This is a genomic window from Methylocaldum sp. MU1018 (assembly GCF_053646775.1).
This window is the reverse complement of the sequence record NZ_JBSJPA010000001.1, coordinates 84,767-102,348: the sequence shown is the minus strand read 5'-3', so window position 1 is coordinate 102,348 and position 17,582 is coordinate 84,767. Positions and strand designations below refer to the sequence as shown.

Annotated in this window: 25 protein-coding genes; 13 read left to right on the top strand and 12 right to left on the bottom strand. The window is 61.9% G+C overall.

Going from position 1 to position 17,582, the window contains the following annotated elements:
• The first annotated feature begins 9 nt into the window (after positions 1-9).
• Genes ACWJKU_RS19305 through ACWJKU_RS19285 form a run of 5 tightly spaced genes read left to right on the top strand, consistent with a single transcriptional unit; the run spans position 10 to position 6,640 of the window.
• Complete coding sequence (locus ACWJKU_RS19305) at positions 10-1,143, top strand: M23 family metallopeptidase (RefSeq protein WP_226331892.1); 1,134 nt, start codon at positions 10-12, stop codon at positions 1,141-1,143.
• 26 nt (positions 1,144-1,169) lie between these two features.
• On the top strand, positions 1,170-2,540 hold the full coding sequence (locus tag ACWJKU_RS19300; RefSeq protein WP_454148360.1) for a hypothetical protein: 1,371 nt from the start codon (positions 1,170-1,172) through the stop codon (positions 2,538-2,540).
• Positions 2,524-2,928 (top strand): hypothetical protein, encoded by a 405-nt coding sequence (locus ACWJKU_RS19295; RefSeq protein WP_291608299.1) that lies wholly within the window; start codon positions 2,524-2,526, stop codon positions 2,926-2,928. Before ACWJKU_RS19300 ends, ACWJKU_RS19295 begins: the two co-directional genes overlap by 17 nt.
• 11 nt (positions 2,929-2,939) lie before the next feature.
• Positions 2,940-6,161 carry an LPD1 domain-containing protein gene (locus ACWJKU_RS19290; RefSeq protein WP_454148358.1) on the top strand — a complete coding sequence of 1,074 codons (3,222 nt, stop codon included), beginning with the start codon at positions 2,940-2,942 and terminating at the stop codon, positions 6,159-6,161.
• Positions 6,162-6,214: 53 nt separating this feature from the next.
• A complete protein-coding gene (locus ACWJKU_RS19285; protein ID WP_101530101.1) occupies positions 6,215-6,640 on the top strand; it encodes a hypothetical protein in 426 nt (141 codons plus the stop codon).
• 409 nt (positions 6,641-7,049) lie between these two features.
• Here the strand turns inward: ACWJKU_RS19285 and ACWJKU_RS19280 are convergent, their stop codons facing one another.
• The 12 genes from ACWJKU_RS19280 to ACWJKU_RS19225 form a co-directional block, all read right to left on the bottom strand.
• Positions 7,050-7,520 (bottom strand): thermonuclease family protein, encoded by a 471-nt coding sequence (locus tag ACWJKU_RS19280; RefSeq protein ID WP_454148355.1) that lies wholly within the window; start codon positions 7,518-7,520, stop codon positions 7,050-7,052.
• Between the two features lie 19 nt (positions 7,521-7,539).
• Entirely contained in the window at positions 7,540-7,890 is a 351-nt protein-coding gene (locus ACWJKU_RS19275) for a hypothetical protein (protein ID WP_454148353.1), read from the bottom strand.
• 15 nt (positions 7,891-7,905) lie between these two features.
• Positions 7,906-8,112 (bottom strand): hypothetical protein, encoded by a 207-nt coding sequence (locus ACWJKU_RS19270; RefSeq protein WP_101530104.1) that lies wholly within the window; start codon positions 8,110-8,112, stop codon positions 7,906-7,908.
• 11 nt (positions 8,113-8,123) lie between these two features.
• The gene (locus ACWJKU_RS19265; protein WP_454148351.1) at positions 8,124-8,414 is read right to left on the bottom strand and encodes a DUF4326 domain-containing protein; all 291 of its coding nucleotides are present in this window, start codon (positions 8,412-8,414) and stop codon (positions 8,124-8,126) included.
• Positions 8,411-8,677 (bottom strand): hypothetical protein, encoded by a 267-nt coding sequence (locus tag ACWJKU_RS19260; protein ID WP_101530157.1) that lies wholly within the window; start codon positions 8,675-8,677, stop codon positions 8,411-8,413. The genes ACWJKU_RS19265 and ACWJKU_RS19260 overlap by 4 nt, the downstream gene beginning before the upstream one ends.
• Before the next feature lie 92 nt (positions 8,678-8,769).
• Positions 8,770-9,024, bottom strand: a complete 255-nt coding sequence (locus ACWJKU_RS19255) for a hypothetical protein (protein ID WP_454148349.1) — start codon at positions 9,022-9,024, stop codon at positions 8,770-8,772.
• A gap of 16 nt (positions 9,025-9,040) precedes the next feature.
• A complete protein-coding gene (locus ACWJKU_RS19250; RefSeq protein WP_101530106.1) occupies positions 9,041-9,271 on the bottom strand; it encodes a hypothetical protein in 231 nt (76 codons plus the stop codon).
• Between the two features lie 72 nt (positions 9,272-9,343).
• Complete coding sequence (locus tag ACWJKU_RS19245; protein WP_101530107.1) at positions 9,344-9,631, bottom strand: HU family DNA-binding protein; 288 nt, start codon at positions 9,629-9,631, stop codon at positions 9,344-9,346.
• Between the two features lie 2 nt (positions 9,632-9,633).
• The gene (locus ACWJKU_RS19240) at positions 9,634-9,939 is read right to left on the bottom strand and encodes a nicotinamide mononucleotide transporter (protein WP_101530108.1); all 306 of its coding nucleotides are present in this window, start codon (positions 9,937-9,939) and stop codon (positions 9,634-9,636) included.
• An 8-nt stretch (positions 9,940-9,947) separates the two neighbouring features.
• Complete coding sequence (locus tag ACWJKU_RS19235; protein WP_101530109.1) at positions 9,948-11,429, bottom strand: DUF5710 domain-containing protein; 1,482 nt, start codon at positions 11,427-11,429, stop codon at positions 9,948-9,950.
• Between the two features lie 139 nt (positions 11,430-11,568).
• Positions 11,569-11,778: a helix-turn-helix domain-containing protein gene (locus ACWJKU_RS19230; protein WP_101530110.1), complete on the bottom strand. Its 210-nt coding sequence runs from the start codon at positions 11,776-11,778 to the stop codon at positions 11,569-11,571.
• Positions 11,775-11,990, bottom strand: coding sequence for a hypothetical protein (locus ACWJKU_RS19225; protein ID WP_454148345.1), 216 nt, complete (start codon positions 11,988-11,990; stop codon positions 11,775-11,777). The genes ACWJKU_RS19230 and ACWJKU_RS19225 overlap by 4 nt, the downstream gene beginning before the upstream one ends.
• Before the next feature lie 189 nt (positions 11,991-12,179).
• Here ACWJKU_RS19225 and ACWJKU_RS19220 point away from each other — a divergent pair, with 189 nt between their 5' ends.
• From ACWJKU_RS19220 to ACWJKU_RS19185, 8 genes are all read left to right on the top strand, one after another.
• A complete protein-coding gene (locus tag ACWJKU_RS19220; RefSeq protein WP_454148343.1) occupies positions 12,180-13,352 on the top strand; it encodes a DNA translocase FtsK in 1,173 nt (390 codons plus the stop codon).
• Positions 13,349-13,888, top strand: coding sequence for a YfbR-like 5'-deoxynucleotidase (locus ACWJKU_RS19215; protein ID WP_226331886.1), 540 nt, complete (start codon positions 13,349-13,351; stop codon positions 13,886-13,888). The genes ACWJKU_RS19220 and ACWJKU_RS19215 overlap by 4 nt, the downstream gene beginning before the upstream one ends.
• A gap of 291 nt (positions 13,889-14,179) precedes the next feature.
• Positions 14,180-14,356 (top strand): hypothetical protein, encoded by a 177-nt coding sequence (locus ACWJKU_RS19210; protein ID WP_226331885.1) that lies wholly within the window; start codon positions 14,180-14,182, stop codon positions 14,354-14,356.
• Positions 14,353-15,261, top strand: coding sequence for a hypothetical protein (locus ACWJKU_RS19205; RefSeq protein WP_454148341.1), 909 nt, complete (start codon positions 14,353-14,355; stop codon positions 15,259-15,261). Before ACWJKU_RS19210 ends, ACWJKU_RS19205 begins: the two co-directional genes overlap by 4 nt.
• 16 nt (positions 15,262-15,277) lie before the next feature.
• Positions 15,278-15,742 (top strand): hypothetical protein, encoded by a 465-nt coding sequence (locus tag ACWJKU_RS19200; protein WP_101530113.1) that lies wholly within the window; start codon positions 15,278-15,280, stop codon positions 15,740-15,742.
• Between the two features lie 6 nt (positions 15,743-15,748).
• Positions 15,749-16,504: a hypothetical protein gene (locus tag ACWJKU_RS19195; RefSeq protein WP_101530114.1), complete on the top strand. Its 756-nt coding sequence runs from the start codon at positions 15,749-15,751 to the stop codon at positions 16,502-16,504.
• Positions 16,505-16,613: 109 nt separating this feature from the next.
• Positions 16,614-17,159, top strand: a complete 546-nt coding sequence (locus ACWJKU_RS19190; protein ID WP_101530115.1) for a hypothetical protein — start codon at positions 16,614-16,616, stop codon at positions 17,157-17,159.
• Between the two features lie 17 nt (positions 17,160-17,176).
• Complete coding sequence (locus ACWJKU_RS19185) at positions 17,177-17,581, top strand: hypothetical protein (protein ID WP_454148338.1); 405 nt, start codon at positions 17,177-17,179, stop codon at positions 17,579-17,581.
• Position 17,582: the final 1 nt, after the last annotated feature.

Genomic DNA, 17,582 nt, shown 5'->3' with positions numbered 1-17,582 from the left:
GGGGGCTGCATGGCAAGCAAGGTACTAAGGGCGGCGCTGGCCGTGGCGCTCGCGGGCACCACGGCGCTGGCTGTCGCCGATACCTGCATGGTGTCGCCAACCGAGAAACAGACCGTCTCCGGGCGCTTCGGCAAGTTCCGGGGCGGTGGCTCCGGCAACTTTGGCAGCGCGAACCAGAAGCCGCACATGCACGATGGTCTGGACTTCTCGACCAGTGGCGCGTCGCAGCCGCTGTACGCGACGACAGACGGGGTGATTACCTTCATCGGCAAGCGTGGCACCGCTGGTAACGCGATCCTCATCAAACGGGGCAACGGCGACGTGGTGGCGTACTACCACATGAGCGGCTTCGCGACCGGCTTGAAGCAGGGCATGGAAGTCAAGGCCGGGCAGCAGCTTGGCCTGTCCGGTAACACGCCCAGCGACGCGATGGTGAAGCACTTGCACTTCACCTATGGCACGGCGCAGAAGGATGCGGCGCGTGCGACCGCCTTCCCGCAGAACGCGGCGCGAGGGGCGTTCAATCCGGGACAACTGCCCCATGTCTTCAACCAGCAGGCCGGAATCGGCTGGAAGACCGATCCGGCCCCGTATTTCTGCGCGACTTTCCCGATCCAAGACGGCAATCCGCAGCACTACCCGATTCTTGGCAAGGACACCAAGGAGCAGCACGCCATCCTGTTCGGCAACGTCCCTCCGGGCGGCGTGGCTCCGAACGTCAAGTTCGAGCCAGCACAAGTCGCGGCGGCGAATGCGGACGCGGCGCTGGCCGCTGCCGAGGGCAAGTCTCCCGCCGAGTGGCTGTCTGACAAGGATGGCTACGGCACGCTGCCGACCGCGCCGATTGGCGGTTACGACACGATGTCCACCTCGGAAATGATGCTGACGGAAGCGGGGCGTCGGTTCAGCGACGCGGAGTGGAACAACAACATCACCAAGGTATCGAGTCGTGCGCTCTGGGTTGACTACAACCGCGCCGTTGGCGTGAACAACTACATGGCCGAGGCCATCCTTCGCAAGAAGGAGCGGGTCGAAGCCCTGCTTGCCATCTACACGTCGCAGAAGATGGCTCGAATCAGGAAGCAGGCTGAGGCGGCGCACGAGCGTGCGCAGAAGGATGCCGTCAGCCGGATCATTAAATAAGGCGACACAAGGTAAAGGTGGCGATCATGGATTTGGAAGAAAAAGATCAGGCGTTCTCGGATTACGACGAGCAGGACGGCGGCGATGTAAAGCCGCTGCCCAACTTCATCCCCCCGGAGGCCCAGAAAGCCCCGGCAGCCCCTGCGGCTGCTGTTGAGTCAAGTGGAATCGCTCCCTCTCCAGTGGAAGGTAACGCTCCTGCGTCAGATGCGGGCAATCAGCCTTCGGTCGAGAGCGGCGCAGAAGGTGCGGTGGCCGATGAGAGCTATGCCGTTGGTGCGACCGATCCTGCGACTCCGAAAGAGGAGGGCGCTGGTTTGCCGCCCGCCGTACAGCAGGCCGATGCTGCGCCCGACGCGGAGGCGGAGGTCGTGACGGAAATCGAGCCGGAGGTTGTCGCGGAGCCGGAGCGCGGCAACGAGCACATTGAGGACGCCGAGTACGAAGATGTCGTGCCCGAGGCCGAGGCGGCGGCGCAAGGCGACAAGGTGACGCTTGACCGGGCCACCTACGAAGCCCTCATGGGCGTGGCGAAGAAGGTGAATGCAGGGGCCATGCTGGTTGATCCCGATGAATTGCAGCGGGTGAATGCCGCTGTCCAACAGGGCGGCATGATCCCCGGTGCTGGCCCGACTCAGGGGCAGCAGCAGGTGAAGACCGGAGCGCAGGCGCTGGCCGAGGGTGGGATGTCGCTGCTCGGCGGTGCGGCTGCGCTGACAGGGGCTGCGTTGAAGGCGGGTGGAAAGGTCGCTTCGTCGCTCGCGGGAGCACTGCGCGAGCGCGATGGCAGCGAAGCGCAGGAAGCGCCCGCAGCGGGTGTGGCGGTGCTGCCCCGTATTTCGGAATACCGTGTCGATCAGGCCGAGAAGGCGGCGAATGCCTACGAGGACGCGATGCAGAAGCTGTGGGAGTCGGGCAACCTGCCGAACGTCCGCAAGGAAATCGAAGAGCGTGCCCGACAGACCGGGCTGTCCGTCGAGGACGTGATGGACAAGATGAAGCCGAACGGCGAGATGTCCGATCTGCACGAGAAATTCCGTACCGCAGTCGCTGAATCCCCGGATGCCCAGACCAACAAGAAGGCGATGGACAAGGCGCTTGACGGCTGGGTGCGCCAGTACGGTCGCGGGCAAGAGGAACTGCTGAACCCGGAAACCGAGGGCAACCCGCATTTCGAGGCGCTGCGCGACCGGCTCGACAATTCGCACGGGCGGATGCAGAAGAACACGGCGAATGCGCCGCTGTTCGAGGGCGAAGACAAGTCCCACGCGGAGAAGCTGCGCGAAACCATCCAGCGGATCATGGAGAAGCTCAAGGAGATCGCCAAGGACTTCGTGAACATGGTGCGCGGCAAGAAGGGCACAGATGCGGAGGCCGACAATGATCCCAGCCCGTAAGGACGAGTTGTTGCCGGACGCTCGCCGTGATCTGGCCTACATCGGCGAGGTTGTCTCGACCGCGCTGGCTGGGATCGAGACTGGATGGGCCGAGGTGGTGCGCGAGTTCGAGGACGAGCGCAACTATCTGTCGATCTCGGGAGCGACGCGCCCCGGTGACGATGCGCCGACCGTGCAGATTGAATTCGGCGTGCAGGATGAGCAGGAGCGGCACGCGACGGGCGGCCTTGTGGCCCGGTGGTCGCGTGATCGTTCGTGCATCGAAGGGCTGGAGATCGTGCTGATCGACGGCAAGCCCTGCGATGTCTCGCCGTTCGCTGCTCGCCTCGCTGCCTATGTTGAACTACCCGCCACCGTCCTAGAAACGGCTGTTCGGGATGCGGATTGACGGGTGGATTCGTGGAACGTCATATCAAGTGGTTTGATCTGGCGCGGTTTGGAGCCGCGCTTCGAGTAGTGCCGGAGTCACCGCTGCGCGGCGTGGCGGTGACGTGTCTTGAGATTCGCGACCGCGATCTGTACCAGCGCATGTACGGCTGGCCGACTGATCGTGAGGTGACGGCGGATGAGCGCCGGGCGCTGCACGAGAGCTTCACGCAAGCGAAGCAGGACTTGGGGTTTGGCGAGCAGCCGCAGCCGGTGAGTGTCGGCAGCTACGAAAACAACGACTTCAAGCAGTACCTCCGATTCTTTTCCACCAAGACTGAGTTTTCGCTGTCGGAGTTGCGTCGTCTGTGTCCGGGGCTGGACGCAGAGGATTTGCGTGACATGCCCGTGGATGAAATCCGCCTCGTGGCCGAGCCGGAGGCGGGCATGGACGGCGAGTGGGCGGCCTTTGCGGACAGGGTGCTTGCGGCTGAGAACAAGGGTGTCTGGACACCTGTCGCCAACCCATTCGAGAAGCCGTTTGCCGAGTCAGGCGCGATCCCCGAGGCAGACCCGAGGCTGTCGCGGCAGGAATTCCCTCTTCTGGGCGGTAACACCGTGAGCCGCCATTACGGAATGTCGGACAGGCTCCATCGTGCGAACTATCGGCAGAATGCGTTGGTGCCGTTCTATGCCGATCTGGAGTCCGCGCAGGCGGATGGCTGGAAGCGCGAAGACTTGCAGCAGGTGGATTTGCCGTATGCCGCACCTTTGTGGGTAACGCGAGCGGGGCAGATCATTGCCTTGAAGGACGTGCGCTTCGCGCCGGAAATCATGGACATCGGCCCAGAGCAGTATTACAGCGCCGGGCCGGGTGGACTGATCGTCTCGGCCATTCGGGAGGCGAAGGGCATTGCTCCGGTAGTGGCGAAGGCGGTGGAAAGCTGGCGAGAGTGGGGGGCATCCCCGGAGAAGCTGGAGATGCCGGATTTGCTCTGGGGTTCTATCACCGGGGTGGTGTCTGCGGTGGAGGAACTGCGGCAGCGCCATCCGCGACTGCCGTCCGATGTGAAGCACCTGACGGACGGGAACGAAGCGGAGCGTGGTGGCTCGGTGCGTGCCAAGCCGCTGACAGACATCACTGAGGGCGACGTTCGCCTGCTGGCCCTGACTGCCAGCCGTTTCGTGCCGATGGCCGACGCGGAGCAGGTCGAGTTGGCCGGGCTTTTGGGGGCTGCGTTGAAGCGCGGCCACGAGCTGATGGCCGACCACGCGAAGGAGCTTGCGAAGCAGAAGCTGCGCGAGCTTGCCGAGACGGTGCAGACCGACGCGGCAGCGCCGGGTGACGGCAAGGTCAAGCACGTCGATGCCGGTGAAAAGATCGGCGGCGCACGGAAGGACTATGCGCGGCGGTCGCTGACTATCGAAGACCTTGACTCCATGAACGACATGGAGCGCAAGACCTATGTGCTCAAGAAGAACGTCTGGGCGTCGCTCAACTACCAGCAGATGCGCGAGGACGGGGTGACGCCGCAGGCGGCCATTGCCATCAAGTATCTCAAGGATGCAATCAACGTGGAGCCTGATCGGCGACACAGCATGATCGCGGATGATCCCGAGGGCGAGTACATCCGCGCTGTCGGCGCGGTGCGTGACGCGATGGCTGAGGTCAAGACACTGGATGACTTCAAGGACGCTTGCATTCGGCTCTTCAAGGCCGGGCGCGGCGACAGCAACTACATCTATGGTGGGTCGGCCTTTCAGGTGGCGATTGGCAGTGATGCAAGCCACCTCCTGTACGACTCCGAGCGTTCCTATGGCTGGGGCGAAAACGTGAATACCGAGGCTGTGGTGCCTCAGAAGATCAGGAGCGAGATCAGCAAGCGCGAGCGCCGGGTGGCCGGTTGGGGCCAGACTGCGACGGAAGAGCAGCTATGGGGCACGCTCATCAAGGCCAAGCGCGTGAAGTCCGAGGCGGAGAAGGAAGCTGAGGCGGAGAAAGCCGATCAGGATCGCGAGCTTCATCGGCCTCATCTCGACCGGGTGGAGCGGTCAGGCGAGGATTGGCGCTCTGGTCGCGACATTGTTGCCGACGACCTGATCGAGCACTTCGGTTTCCGAGCCGTGGAGTTTGGCAACTGGTTGCCGCAGGACGAGCGGCAACAGGTGCTGAACATGGCCTTTGACAGTCTGTGCGACCTCGCTGACGCGCTCGACATTCCGCCGAGTGGAGTGTCGTTCGACGGCGAGCTTGCGGTGGCCTTCGGCTCCCGTGGCCGAGGCGGTAAGCACGCGGCGCTGGCCCATTTCGAGCCTGCGCGGTTTGTCATCAACCTGACCCGTATGAAAGGGGCAGGGTCGCTCGCGCACGAGTGGATGCACGCGCTTGACTTCCATCTGGGAGAAAAGGCGGGCTATGCGAGCGAGCAGCGCGAGGGCGATCCGCGTGGCAGCGTCATGGGTGCGCTGTCTCACGCGATGAAGCGTCGTCCGGGCGACGCGGAGGACATCCACAGCCGGGCGTCGGCCAACGCCCGGCGCGGCGCAGACAACGCGCTGTCGTGGCTCTACTTGCAAAGCGAGGAAACGCGGCGGCATCTCAAGGACGTGATGGAATCGCTGCATCAGAAGGCCGCGACGGACTTCACGGAGAAGGCGGCCCGACACATAGAGGCGATCAAGGGCAATCCCTCGTTCAGCGAGACGGGGATCGGCCCAGCGGGTGCTGTGGTGTGGGAGGCACTGAGCGGCATGGAAGAGGAAATCTTCGAGACGCTGCGCAAGGGTTGCGACAACAAGCCGGGCTTCACCAAGGTGAAGGACAAGGTGGAGGGCAACATCGCCTACATGGTGCGCAATCTGGCACTGGCCTGCACAGTCGAGGCGGCACGCGAGCTACAGGTCGATCTGCCGCTGTCGTTCCGCTCCGGTGCCAACGGGCGCGATACGGCCTTCCACGAGCAGGCCAAGCAGCTTGATAAAACCCGTTCTGCCCCGTACTGGGCTACAACGCGGGAGCTTTTCGCCCGCGCAGGGGCGGCCTATGTGCTCGATCAACTGGACGCAAAGGGAGCGCGGAGCGACTACCTCGTGTACGGCGCTGATGAGCAGCGGTACGCCAGTCATCCGGTCGGGAACCCGAATCCCACGGGTTCTGACCGCCGCGTGCTGGCCGAGCATTTCAACAACCTGATGGCGGAGTACCGCCTGCGCTGCGTGAGCAGGGCAGAGGCCGACACCGGGGTGGAGCCTTGAGGCTCCTGTCGATCACGTAAATAAAGCCGCCTCATGGCGGGTAGGGAGCCTGAATGGAGTACAGCAGTTACAAAGACTTGGTGGCATCGCCGGAAGCGCATGTGGAGTTCCTGCGGGTCATTGACTCGCATCTGGAGCAAGGCAAGGGCGACGGCCATCTTTACAAGCGGCTGAATGCGGCTGTGAAGGTCGGAGGGGAGCCATTCAGTCAGGCACGGCACCTGACTGCGCTGGAAGGGAATTCCGATGCGTGGGAACTGGACGATACCGATGATGCAATCAAGGTCGAGATCGCCACGCTGTCCCAGAAGATCAAGGCGGCTGATCCGGGCTACGACATCCCGCATTTCACCGTGGCCTTCGAGTGGATGATCCGCGACATGAAAGAGCGAGGTGTCGAGGTCGAGGGCGGGCTGGATTTCAGTGAAGAGCCTGTTCTGGAGAGCGGCACCGATTACGATGCCCGGATGTCGCCGTAGTGTTTCATCGTGCGAAGAGTGTTCCCCGCGTGAGCGGGGATGAACCGGAGCAGGCCCGGATGATGAATCAGCAAATGGAGTGTTCCCCGCGTGAGCGGGGATGGGGATTTAACATAAATAACTCAGTCACGCAGTCCGCTTGGCGGGCTTGGAGGGAGTCATGAAGGCTTTACTGGTGGCGGTCGTTGCAGTGCTGTCGGGAGGCGCTGATGCGGGCGCGGACGGCGGCGCTGGAGCGGTGGCACGCGCCGCAGGCAAGGGGGCCGCCGAGATGTCGGTTGTGGCTGCCGAGCTGGGAGCGGGAGTGTCCAAGGTGGCAGCAGGAACCGCCAGAAGCGGCTGCGAGTGCTGCGATATGGGCGAGCGAAGCCCGAATGGAAAGAACCCCGCAGGTGCGGGGTGGTTGGAATCAGGGAAGCCTGCGCCATTCCCACGGTCGGACAGGCGCTGGATCGGCCCAGAGGCCGTTTCGCGCCTGCCGGGCCGCATCCTGTAGCGAGTAGAGGGTCTTGTCCGTGGCGTAGCGGTCATAGACCCACGCCATCCCGCGTCGCACCTGCTCCGCGTTGGCGTCTGTGCCTGCGCACCAGACCCGGCCTATGCTGCGGCCATATCTGTCCTGAGCCGAGACGGCGACCAGCGCCTCCTTCCCGTAGCACAGATCGCTCAGTGATTGCTTCGAGCGTTGTCCGAATGGTTGGGCCTTCTCCGGTGCGTCGATCTCTGCGAGCCGGATGCGCACCGGGGTCTGGGCGTGGAGAAGCGTGAGGGTGTCGCCGTCCGCGACGCCTACCACGCGACCGGATAGCTCGCTGGCTGCCGCCAGTGCGGGCGCAAGCACCGCGAATAGCGCCACACTGATACCACATAGCTTACACAATGCTGCCACAGTGAAGCCCTCAGTTGTCCGTGCGCCGTGACATCGGGCCGGGCGGAACCCATGCGAGAAGCGCCTTGAGATCGGCATTGGCCTTGTCCGCCGTGGTGCGGTTCGTATCACAGATGGCCTTCATGCGATCTTGCACCTCGGCGGTGCTGCTGTGCTTCTCGTATAGGCTCTTGAAGACGTGATGGGCTTGATTCAACTGCATCAGGGCTTCGCGGCAGCGGTCGATGGTGGCGAAGGTGATTTGCTCCTTGCCGCTCATCACGTTGTCGATGAACTTGGCCTTGTTGACGCAGTTGGTGTGCAGCGTCTCCAGTTCGCGTATGACGGCGAATAGCGCGTCGCGGTCGTCCTTTGGTTCCATTGGTGTCTCCGTGGGTCAGGTTGGTGTCGGTGCCGCGATTTCCTTGCGGCAGTCCTCTACGGCGGCTTGCAACAGCGCGAAGCCTGCCGGTTCGTAGCTCGCGACTTGCATCCGAAGAAGCTCCATCGCGTTGTTGGCCGCAGGTGTGCGGCGGGCCATCATGTGCTGAGCGATGGCCTCGTCGATGCCTGCGGCTTTCTCAATCTGGTACTGGGTCGGCATGGCTGCTGTCCTCACGGTTGCGTTTCATCGTTGGCCAGCGCCAAGAGCACGTCCGCGTGGCACGCCTCGCCGGGCCTGCACCAACAGGCGAGGTTTTTGCCGCGTAGCTCGGACAGATCGAGAGCGCCGATGGCTCTCATGCCGTCTAGGCGGCGACGGAAGTTGGCGATGGCGAGGTCGCGACCGTATTCCTCGACCGAGTACGGGTTGCCCCACTTGTGGGGCCGTGCGACGGATATGGTGTTCGGCGGTAGCTTCCAGCCCTTTTTGCGCTGGAGTTGGATGCGGGCTGGTTGGCTCATTGGAGTGCCCGTTCCCGTGCTTGCAGGCGCTGCACGGCCTTCACGAACGGTTCGCGGTAGAGGTGCATCGTCAGGTCGATGGCACCGCCTCCGCCGCGCTGAGCGCGGGCGTCATACCATTTGGCTCCTGTCACCACGAGTTCGATCACCGTGGAGTCCACCGAGACGTTGACGCGCTTCGACTGGGCGCTCTTGTGAGGCTGGTAATCCCGGTCGAGCTTGGCGTACAGGCCGAGCAGGGTGAGCGTGTCATCCACTGACATCGCCCGCAGTCGGGCGATCTCTGCGTCGTCGATGCGGGGATACTTCCGTGCTGTGGTTGTTGCCATTGGAGTTCCTTTCTGTAGCCAGTGGTCTAGGCTTGGGGCCAAGCGGCATCAAGGATGCGCTTCACGGCTTCGTACATCTGCTTGCCGTCCTTGTCCTGATAGCCGAAGGTGTTGACGAAGGTGGAGAAGGTCAGTCCTTCGCCGGTCGTAGCCGACCAATCGTCGAAGGCATGTGCGGTTGCAATGGCCTTTCGCTGAAAAGCCTGTGCTGCATCGCGTTGGGCCTGTTCGGCGCGGCGCTGCTGGATCAGCGCGATTTCGTCGGGGGTCAGGTCGTTCATTCGATCCGCACCCTTCTCAATGGGCTTCGGCGGCGGCATGAAGCGCCTTGGCTTTCGCTCGCGCCTCATCGGCGATGTAGTCCTCGAAGTCATCGTGCTGCTCGATCAGTTCAAGGACGGTCATCTCGTCTTCAAGGGACATGGCTGTGCGGTACGGCTCAAGCATCCGCAAGCCCTCTTGGATGCGAGCCTTGGCGTCGGGATCGTTGTCCGGCGTCCGAACCACGAGGGTGAGATAGCTGCTCATAACCTTTCTACTCCTTGTTCTTGTGGGGCTGGGCAAACGGGGCTTCAACCGAAGCCCCGGTCGCATGGGGTTTCACTTCTCCAAGGTTTCCTTCACCAGCGCCTTGAAGTTGCTGCCGGGGCTGAATTTGGGCCGGACGGTGGCGTCGATGGTGAGCACGTCCCCGGTTGCCGGATTGCGGCCCTGACGTGCCTTGGTGGATACCGTCTCGAAGCTGCCGAAGCCGACCAGCGAAACCTTGTCGCCAGAGGCGACGGCGGTTTGAACGGTGTTGATGAAGGCATCCAAGAAGCGCCCGGAGGCCGCTTTGGTTTCTCCGGTGGCCTCGGCGATGTGCTCGATCAGTTCTTGACGATTCATAGTCACTGGTTCCTGTCTGTGGTTGGAGTAGCTGCATTCGCGGCTGGAGTCCCGGCCAGCCGCACCCCGGTTTTCTGGGCGATGGGCTGGATGAGCCAGCGCCATGTGCCGATCAGGTTGATGGTGGTGAAGACAACCTGCTGGGCCAGCAGGCCGTAGGTGCTCGTGGCCTGCGCGTAGACGATCCACGCGACGCCCGAGACGATCCATAGCGGCCACGCCCATGCGGAGAAGCGGCACTTGATGGCGAGCAGAATCGCCCCTGCGATGCCGGTGCTGGCTCCGATCAGTTCGTACAGGTTGTCCATAGGCGCTCCTAGCCGATCAGCGTCCAGCGCCAGTCGTTGCGGGTTTCGCCGCGAGTTTTCAGTTGCACGAGCATGGTCTTCTGGGGCTTGATCCACGCCAGCGCCTCTTCGGTGACGCGCATCTTGGTGACAGAGCCGCGCCAGTACATCTCGTCGATGCCGAGAATGACCTTGGTCGCCACCGAAGAGATGAAGTCTTCGGTGAAGTGGGTAGGGGACTGGCTCGCGCAGATCATCGCGAGGCCGAACTTCCGCGCTTCCTTGGCAATGTTGTTGATGATGTTGTCTGGGTCGTCGTCGGCGTAGATGTGCGCCTCGTCCAGAATGACCACTTCAACCACATCATCCTGCTCGCCACGCTGCACCGCGTCGGCGAAGATTTCCTCCAGCCGGAAGAGCACGAACAGCTTGCGTTCCTCCATGCTCAGCGCCTTGATGTTGTAGCGCCAGACTTGGGAGGCCGGATCGAACGGCGGCGGCACGGCCTTGAAGATGCCGATGGCGTTCAGGTTTTCGAGGCGATCCACGACGCTCTTGAGCACGTCGGTCGAGTCGTACTTCATGAGGTCGCCGAGTTCGCGCCCGGTTACGATGGAGTTCGCGTACTCGGTGAAGGTGTCGATGGCCTTCTGCTTGGCCTTGTCGAGATCGGCCTCCAGCTTCTCGTCCGCAAACGCCTTGTCGCCCCGGCGCAGCGCCTCAAGCAGCTTGCGTTGGTAGGCAGCGGCTGCCTTGTTGGCAATTTCAAGATTGGTGATTGCGGCCTGACCAGTTCCCAAAAAGCTCATCTGCAAGATGTGCCGGGCCATGCGCAGCGCATCGCTGATGGATGGGTGGGTGCGGGCAAGGGTCTTCGGTGCCCAGCGAGTGATGCCGCCCTGATAGTCCTCGGTCTGGATGAACCAGCACCGTTGGAGCGAATCCCAGCGTGCGCCGAGCGCCTTGGCGTCGTCTTTCTCCGCCATCGGCACGTCGATGTAGAGGCGGCCATCAGAGCCGTCCGAAACAAGGCGTGCCATGCTTTCGTCGATGTGCCACGTCGAGGGGTCGTCCTGCTTGAAGCCGTGGCGGGTGTAGATGTCGTAAAGGATGTTGCGAAGCGCGGCCTCCTGCTTGGGGCCGAGCGCACGCATGACGCGGTTGATCGTGGTGATGAAGCCCTGAACCCGCTTGCGGATGCCGCCGAAGTGCGGGTCGGGGTTCACGCGCAGCGGGTTCATGCCGTAGGTGGTCTGTTCGCTGAACATGACGCTGCTCGCGCCTTCGATCTCGATGTCGCCATGCACGTCGAAGACGTGAAAGCGCAGGGGCTTACCTTCGCTGCTGTCCTGCATCTGCCGGATCATCTTGCGCAGGTTGTAGGTCTTGCCTGCCCCGGACATGCCGACCATGAGGCAGTGACCGTTCACCGCAACCTTGCTGTTCCACGTCACCGGAGCGTGTTCGCCGCGCTTTCTGGCTCCGGCGTCGATGCCGTAGTTGATGTGCATATCAAGTCCTCTTGTCTTTCCCGAGCCTCCTTCCGAGGCGGTCTGACCTTGCGGGTCAGTGCCGGGCTGTTTGTAATTATGGAGCAGAGTCCATAAACGGTCAATAAAAAGATGGATTCAGGTGCATGTGTGTTTGCACCTATTTCATGACCATAGGCAGGCCACGCACCGCATCATCCCAGTGGAGCGGACGGTTTTCGTTCCGGGCGATCTTGCTGATCCAGTTGTCCGATACGTCCCATCGCTCCGCAAGAGCGCGGTACGTCCAGCCTCGCCGCTGGATTTCCGCCTTGAACTCTTCCGGCGTCATGCGCTTTGTGGTTGCCTTCGGTTTTGCGTGCGTAGTCATGGCTGGCTCTCCGTCTGGTTGTGCTCTTCCCGCTCGTCGAGGTATTGCTGCTGTAGAGCAAGACTCTTGGAGTCCCAGCGATTGAAGTAGGACTGGTCGTAGCCGCCATCTCGTGCCCACTCGCAGAAATCCGACCAATCTTCATTGGAGACAAGTGGTTCTGGTGGTTGGGAGATGTCCGTCGAACGCCTTGGTAAGTCAGGGGTCGTCATGCGTGCTCGCTTCGCCTGTGTGCATCGTTCAAACGCGCAACAACAAGAGCCGGGTGCTGCCCGGCGTGTGCTGTTGCGTCCTGTCAATGTCTCCTAAAAACATGGAGTATAGTCTTGACTAAGGATATTCTAGCAAGTAGTATAGTCCATGTCCAGTATCTACCCGTTTAACCGGCAGGAGCAAAAGCAATGGCAACGTCCTCTTTGAAAGGCATGGCCGCCGACCCCAGCGTGGCCGGTGTAAAGAAAACCGACCTCTTCCGCGTCGATCCGCGTCTGCTCGATGAGGAAGAGGGCTTCAACCTTCGCGACTACAACGACCCCGAGGTAATCGCGCACATCGAAGGATTTGCGGACTCCTACGCGAACGGACGCTACGTCCCGCCGCTCGTCGTCAGAACGACCGTCGATGGGCGCATCGTGCCCGTTGAAGGGCACTGCCGCCGCCGTGGGGCGCTGCTCGCCATTGAGCGGGGGGCAGAACTGGCCTTCGTGGATTGCGTGTCCTTCAAGGGCGGCGACACCGAGCGGGTCGAGGTGATGCTGCGCAGCGCCGAAGGCTTGAAGCTCAAGCCGCTTGAGGTAGCGATGGGCTACCTGCGCCTGAATAGGATGGGGCACTCGAACGCCAAGATCGCGGAAGTGATGCGCAAGACTCCGGCGCGGGTCGAGCAGATGCTGCTGCTCGCGACCGCGAATCATGACGTGCATGAGTTGGTGCGGGCGGGCACCGTCACCGCCGATGCGGCAATCGAGGCGATTCGAGAGCATCGCGAGAATGCCGGGCCGTTTCTGCTTGGCAAGCTCGAAGAGGCGAAGGGGCAGGGCAAGGCCAAGGTGACGCGAGGGGTGATGCGTGGGCCTAGCCTCCCCCCGAAAGTGTTGACCACGGTCGTCGGGTCGCTGGAGGTGATGGTCACGCGCCTTGATCCGGCGACGCGCCGGAAGCTCGCGGAGTTCGAGGGACTGGAGCCGGGGCAGCTTGAGGGCAAGAAGATCGAGGTTGATGCGGCTGCTCTGCTCGAACTGGTGAAGGCGCACGTTGCTGTCGATGAAGTGAAGACCAAGCGCGAGGCGGCTGCGGCTGCGGCCAAGGCGGCTGCATCGCAGCAGGAGCTTTCGATGGATGGTGATGGGCCGAGCGAGGCCGGGGCTGCTGATGTGGCGGCTGGCGAGGGCGATGACGAGCTTCTGGATGAGGCTGCCGAGATCGTGCGGGCCGAGGGTCGGGCTTCCATCTCCCTCGTGCAGCGGAAGCTGAGAATCGGCTACAACCGGGCAGCGCGGTTGCTTGAATCCCTCGAAGCAAAAGGTGTGGTCACGCCGATGGACGGCAAGGGTGAGCGGAAGGTGATCGGATGATGCGCCCGGACATCCTGACGGTCGAGGGGGAATACTTCGACTTTGTGCGTCCCGGTGGCTCGCGCTTTACGGTGGAAGCTGTGGCGCACGCCTTGTCGAACATCTGCCGATTCGCCGGGCACACGCGGGAGTTTTACAGCGTGGCCCAGCATTCGGTGCTGGTCAGTCGGCTGGTTCCCGAAGAGCACGCGCTGGCTGGCCTTCTTCATGATGCCAGCGAGGCGTTCGTGGGCGACATGGTGAAGCCGCTCAAGCTGCTACTGCCCGACTACCAGTCGGTCGAGAAGCGTGTGGAGGCGGCGGTTCTTTCCCGGTTCGGGATTGAGCGTATCCCGCCATGCGTGAAGCAGGCCGATTTGGTCATGCTGGCGACCGAGCAGCGCGATCTGATGCCGGAGCACGATGACGAGTGGGAATTGATCGTCGGTGTGCGCCCTTTGCCGGAGCGCATTGTGCCGCTCGCGCCGAAGGAGGCCAAGGCGTTGTTCTTGGCGCGTTATCACGAGCTTGCCGGGGTGGTTGAGGCGGCGGTTTGAGTGTGGCTATTGGTTATCCCCAGATTCTGTGGATAAAGCATGGGGGTAGGTGTGTAGTTCGCCGTGCTGATCGAGTTCTTCGCTATCGCCCAAAAAATGAGCAGTTCGGGTGCAGACCCATCCGAAAGCTGACGCTCTGTGAGCGCCGGGTTTCGGATGGGCGACAAGCGGAGCGCGTCAGTGCTGGCTTCATAAGGCATAACGACAATTTTCTGATGTCTGTTTAGTCGTCGTTGTCAAAAACCGGGATAATTGAGTACAATTTTGCTCATGTAATCTCGGAGATTGGCTATGGATAAACAGAAAACCCCGATCAAGCGGCCCCTGTCTCTTGCCATCCAAGAATCCATGATGGGGCGTCGGCGTCGCCTCACGGAGCGCGTCGCCATTCATACGCTCGTTCGCGAGCGCATCATTTCTCATGACCACGGGCAGGATGTTGATCCTGCTCCGAGGTTCAATCCGTGAGCGGATTCGATCCTGCGGCCCTGCAAAGCCTTGATGCGTCGCTGGATGATGACAGTGCGATTGTCGAGGTAGATGCTGATGAGCTTCGGCGTGTGGCCGGTGCGGAAGTGCGTCGGCGCTGCGCGGGATTGAAGTTGGCTTCGCGCATCGTTGGACTTGCGACAGCGACGAGTGCCGAACTTGATGACGAAGAGCTTTTGCGCAGCATGACGGAGGTCATGCGGCGCTTATCGTCGTTGCGGCAGGTGGGGCTTGCGGTCGTCGGTGCGGACAAGGATTCGCCTGACTTCCCGTCAGTGTTCAATGCAGTCACCAGTGCGATGCTGGATGTCGTCACCGAGGAGTGGAAGTGGCGACGGGTCGATCCTGACAAGTCGCGTCTCCTGCCTCCCGGCATGATCGCCAAGCTGCTTGATGCGACCGTCAAGATGCAGCCGGAGCGGTTCGAGCGCGATTCGGCGGGGGTTGACATGGCGACCGCCCGGCGACTGTGTGTCCTTGAGGCCATCCCCAAGCTCTACGGGCTGGTCAATCTTTTCGACTACTACCAGACGAATCCCGACGCAATGGTGGGCAGGCTTTTGCGTGCGGTGGTCGAGCAGGCCGAGATGCACGCAAGCCTGCTCACGTCCGCTGCTGCGCCTGCATTTGCGGAGCAGGCCGTCTTGCAGCGCATGTACGGCGTCAGCGTGGGCCTGATGTGCGAGGTCTACAAGGCCGCAGCCTATCGTGACGTGTTGCGGCTTCGTGAGATGCCGGAACTGGATCGGTCGGTTGTGATTGCCCAGTACGAGCACCTTGGTGGGATGAAATACGACCATGTGCTCGATGGGCATCGTGCGGCGATGGATCGAATGCTGGATACAGCAAACCTCATTCTTGAATCGCGGCAAAGGCCGCAATAACCGGAAGGGAGCGGCTATGGCGAACGAAGATTTCGAGTCGCAATTGCGACGATTGGTGACGGGCTTGGCGGATCAGGAGATCAAGGCTGGGCGGGGCTTTGCCTACGATGGCGGCGTGATGCACGCGGACGATGTGGCCGAGGTGGCGCTGCCGTCGATCCTGTGTATTGCGCAGGACTTGTCCCGGCGATTGGGTGTCGGGGATTTCGGCTATCGCTTCGAGATGCGCGAGCCGAATCCAGTCTTCCCGTTGCACGCGATCCCGGAGCGGCCAGCGCCTCGCTTCTTCGAGGTGGCCCCATTCATCACGGAGGTGTTCGACGGCGAGGTGATGGACTGTCGCCAAGACCTCGCACTTCTGTTCGAGGCGGCTGCCAAGCTGCTCCGTCCTGAATTCAACCTCGACACCCACACCAACTACACGGCGACCACCGTTGCCGTCAGTGCAGATGACGCACCTGCACCCAGCCTCGGGAGATAACAGCCTATGAGTACCGCCGCACAAACCAAACAGCCATCGCTCTACCGTGAGCCGATCATTCCCGAGCTGGTCATCCCTGACCTCAAAGAAATGGAGCGTTCGGGCAGCTATGACCGGAACGTGCTCCTGTGGTTGCAGGACGGCTACGTCAACCGGGCTATCAAAGAGCACTTGCCGCAACTGCGCGAGTTGCACACGTCGCTGGTCGAGTCTGGCGAGTCGCCGGAGGAAATGCGCAGGCAAAAGACGCAGGCGCTGGTCGAGTTCACTCGTGCCAGCTACGCAACCGAGAAGGCCGCAGGCCGTGGGGCAGACCTGAAAGGCTACATCGACGCGGCGAAGACCTTTTTCGAGGCGGAGTCGGCGCGATATGGCGGACACCTGCAAGAGCTTGCTGAGTACATCAAGAAGGCGCTGGAGAACGGCGAGAAGCCGGACATCGAGCGGCACGCCCGTCATGCCTACGTGAGCATGGCGAAGCTCTCCGGGGCGATGACGCACCTTGAGGGGTTGAGCGGTAAGCCAGCAGCGTTGCAGGTGGCGAACCTGATGCGGAAGGGGATCGAGGAGATCAAGTTCGCGACGGTTGGCGATCAGCCCACGAATGTCGGCAGGGAGTTGTTGAAGGTGGTGGACAAGATCGGGCAGAACCCGAGCGCGTACATCGAGTTCCGTGACCCGAGCCGGATGGGGATGCCGGAGCGGGGGCCGTGGGATTACGAGCCGATGCACCGACAAGGAGGGTACAACCCCGGTTTCTAGCTTGACAAAAAACCATAACGACACGAAACTAACAACATATCAAAAAATTGATTTTTGGTATGGGTAGGCGTACCATTACGCCGTGTATTCATGGGGAAAGGGTGCTGACATGAGTTATGCAGATAAGACGGGTGCAGTGAAGGCGAAAACGGCTGCCTTTGGCAATTTCATCGACCCGGATCGCGAGATGGTGGATGTTCCGAATCTGTCGCTGGTCGAGGTTGATCTGCCGGAATACGAGCGCAACGGTCTTGGCCGTGCGCTGCTGAAAGTGGTTCGCTACCACTTCGAGGACATCGACAAGCACGGTGCCGAAGGCATGTCCATCGGCGCGAACAGCAGCCGTGGCCAGATGATCTACGCGGACATGAATCCGGTGGTGGTGGGCCAGACGCACACCGAAGTGCAGGAGAAGGCTCCTGCCGAGGTGGTCAAGGCGCTTTACCAGCGCGGCCTGCCGATTGAACTGGTGACGCTTGGCGCGTTGCGCCACGCCCAGTTCCCGAACATCGACGAACTGGTGAAGTTCATCGACCTGTATCACAAGCGTGCTTCGTGGATGGAGTCGCACCCGGTTGAGGTGCGCTTTGCCAACATCGAGGCGATGACTGGCGACGCAGCCGTGTTCGACTGGCCGCGCCTGATCCCCGAATAAAAGGAAGGAGGTCGCTCATGACAAGCCCGGCGTGCCAACAGTTACGCGAGCGCATCGCCGCCTTCATGGACAGCCTGCCGGTGCCGCAGGCTGCCGGTGAGGGCGTCGTTCGCCGTGAGGATGGTGTCGAGGAATTCAGCAAGCACTGGTGTGTTCGCGGCGATCATCAGCAGGGCGTTTTCGCGAGTTTCACCGACCGCGATGACGTGATCGAGTTCGGTCTTCTTGAGCGCGACGGCGAGACGGCGGTGAATCTGCTGCATGTGACCGTGGTGCTCGATGACGACGAGGCCGAAGTGAACAGCATGTCCGAGTCCAACATGGACATGAACTTCGACGCATACATCACCCCGGAAAAACAAGGGCGTCTTGAGGACGCCCTGCGCTTTTTCGGGGAAGGGTTACGTGGCGCTGCCGCGTGAG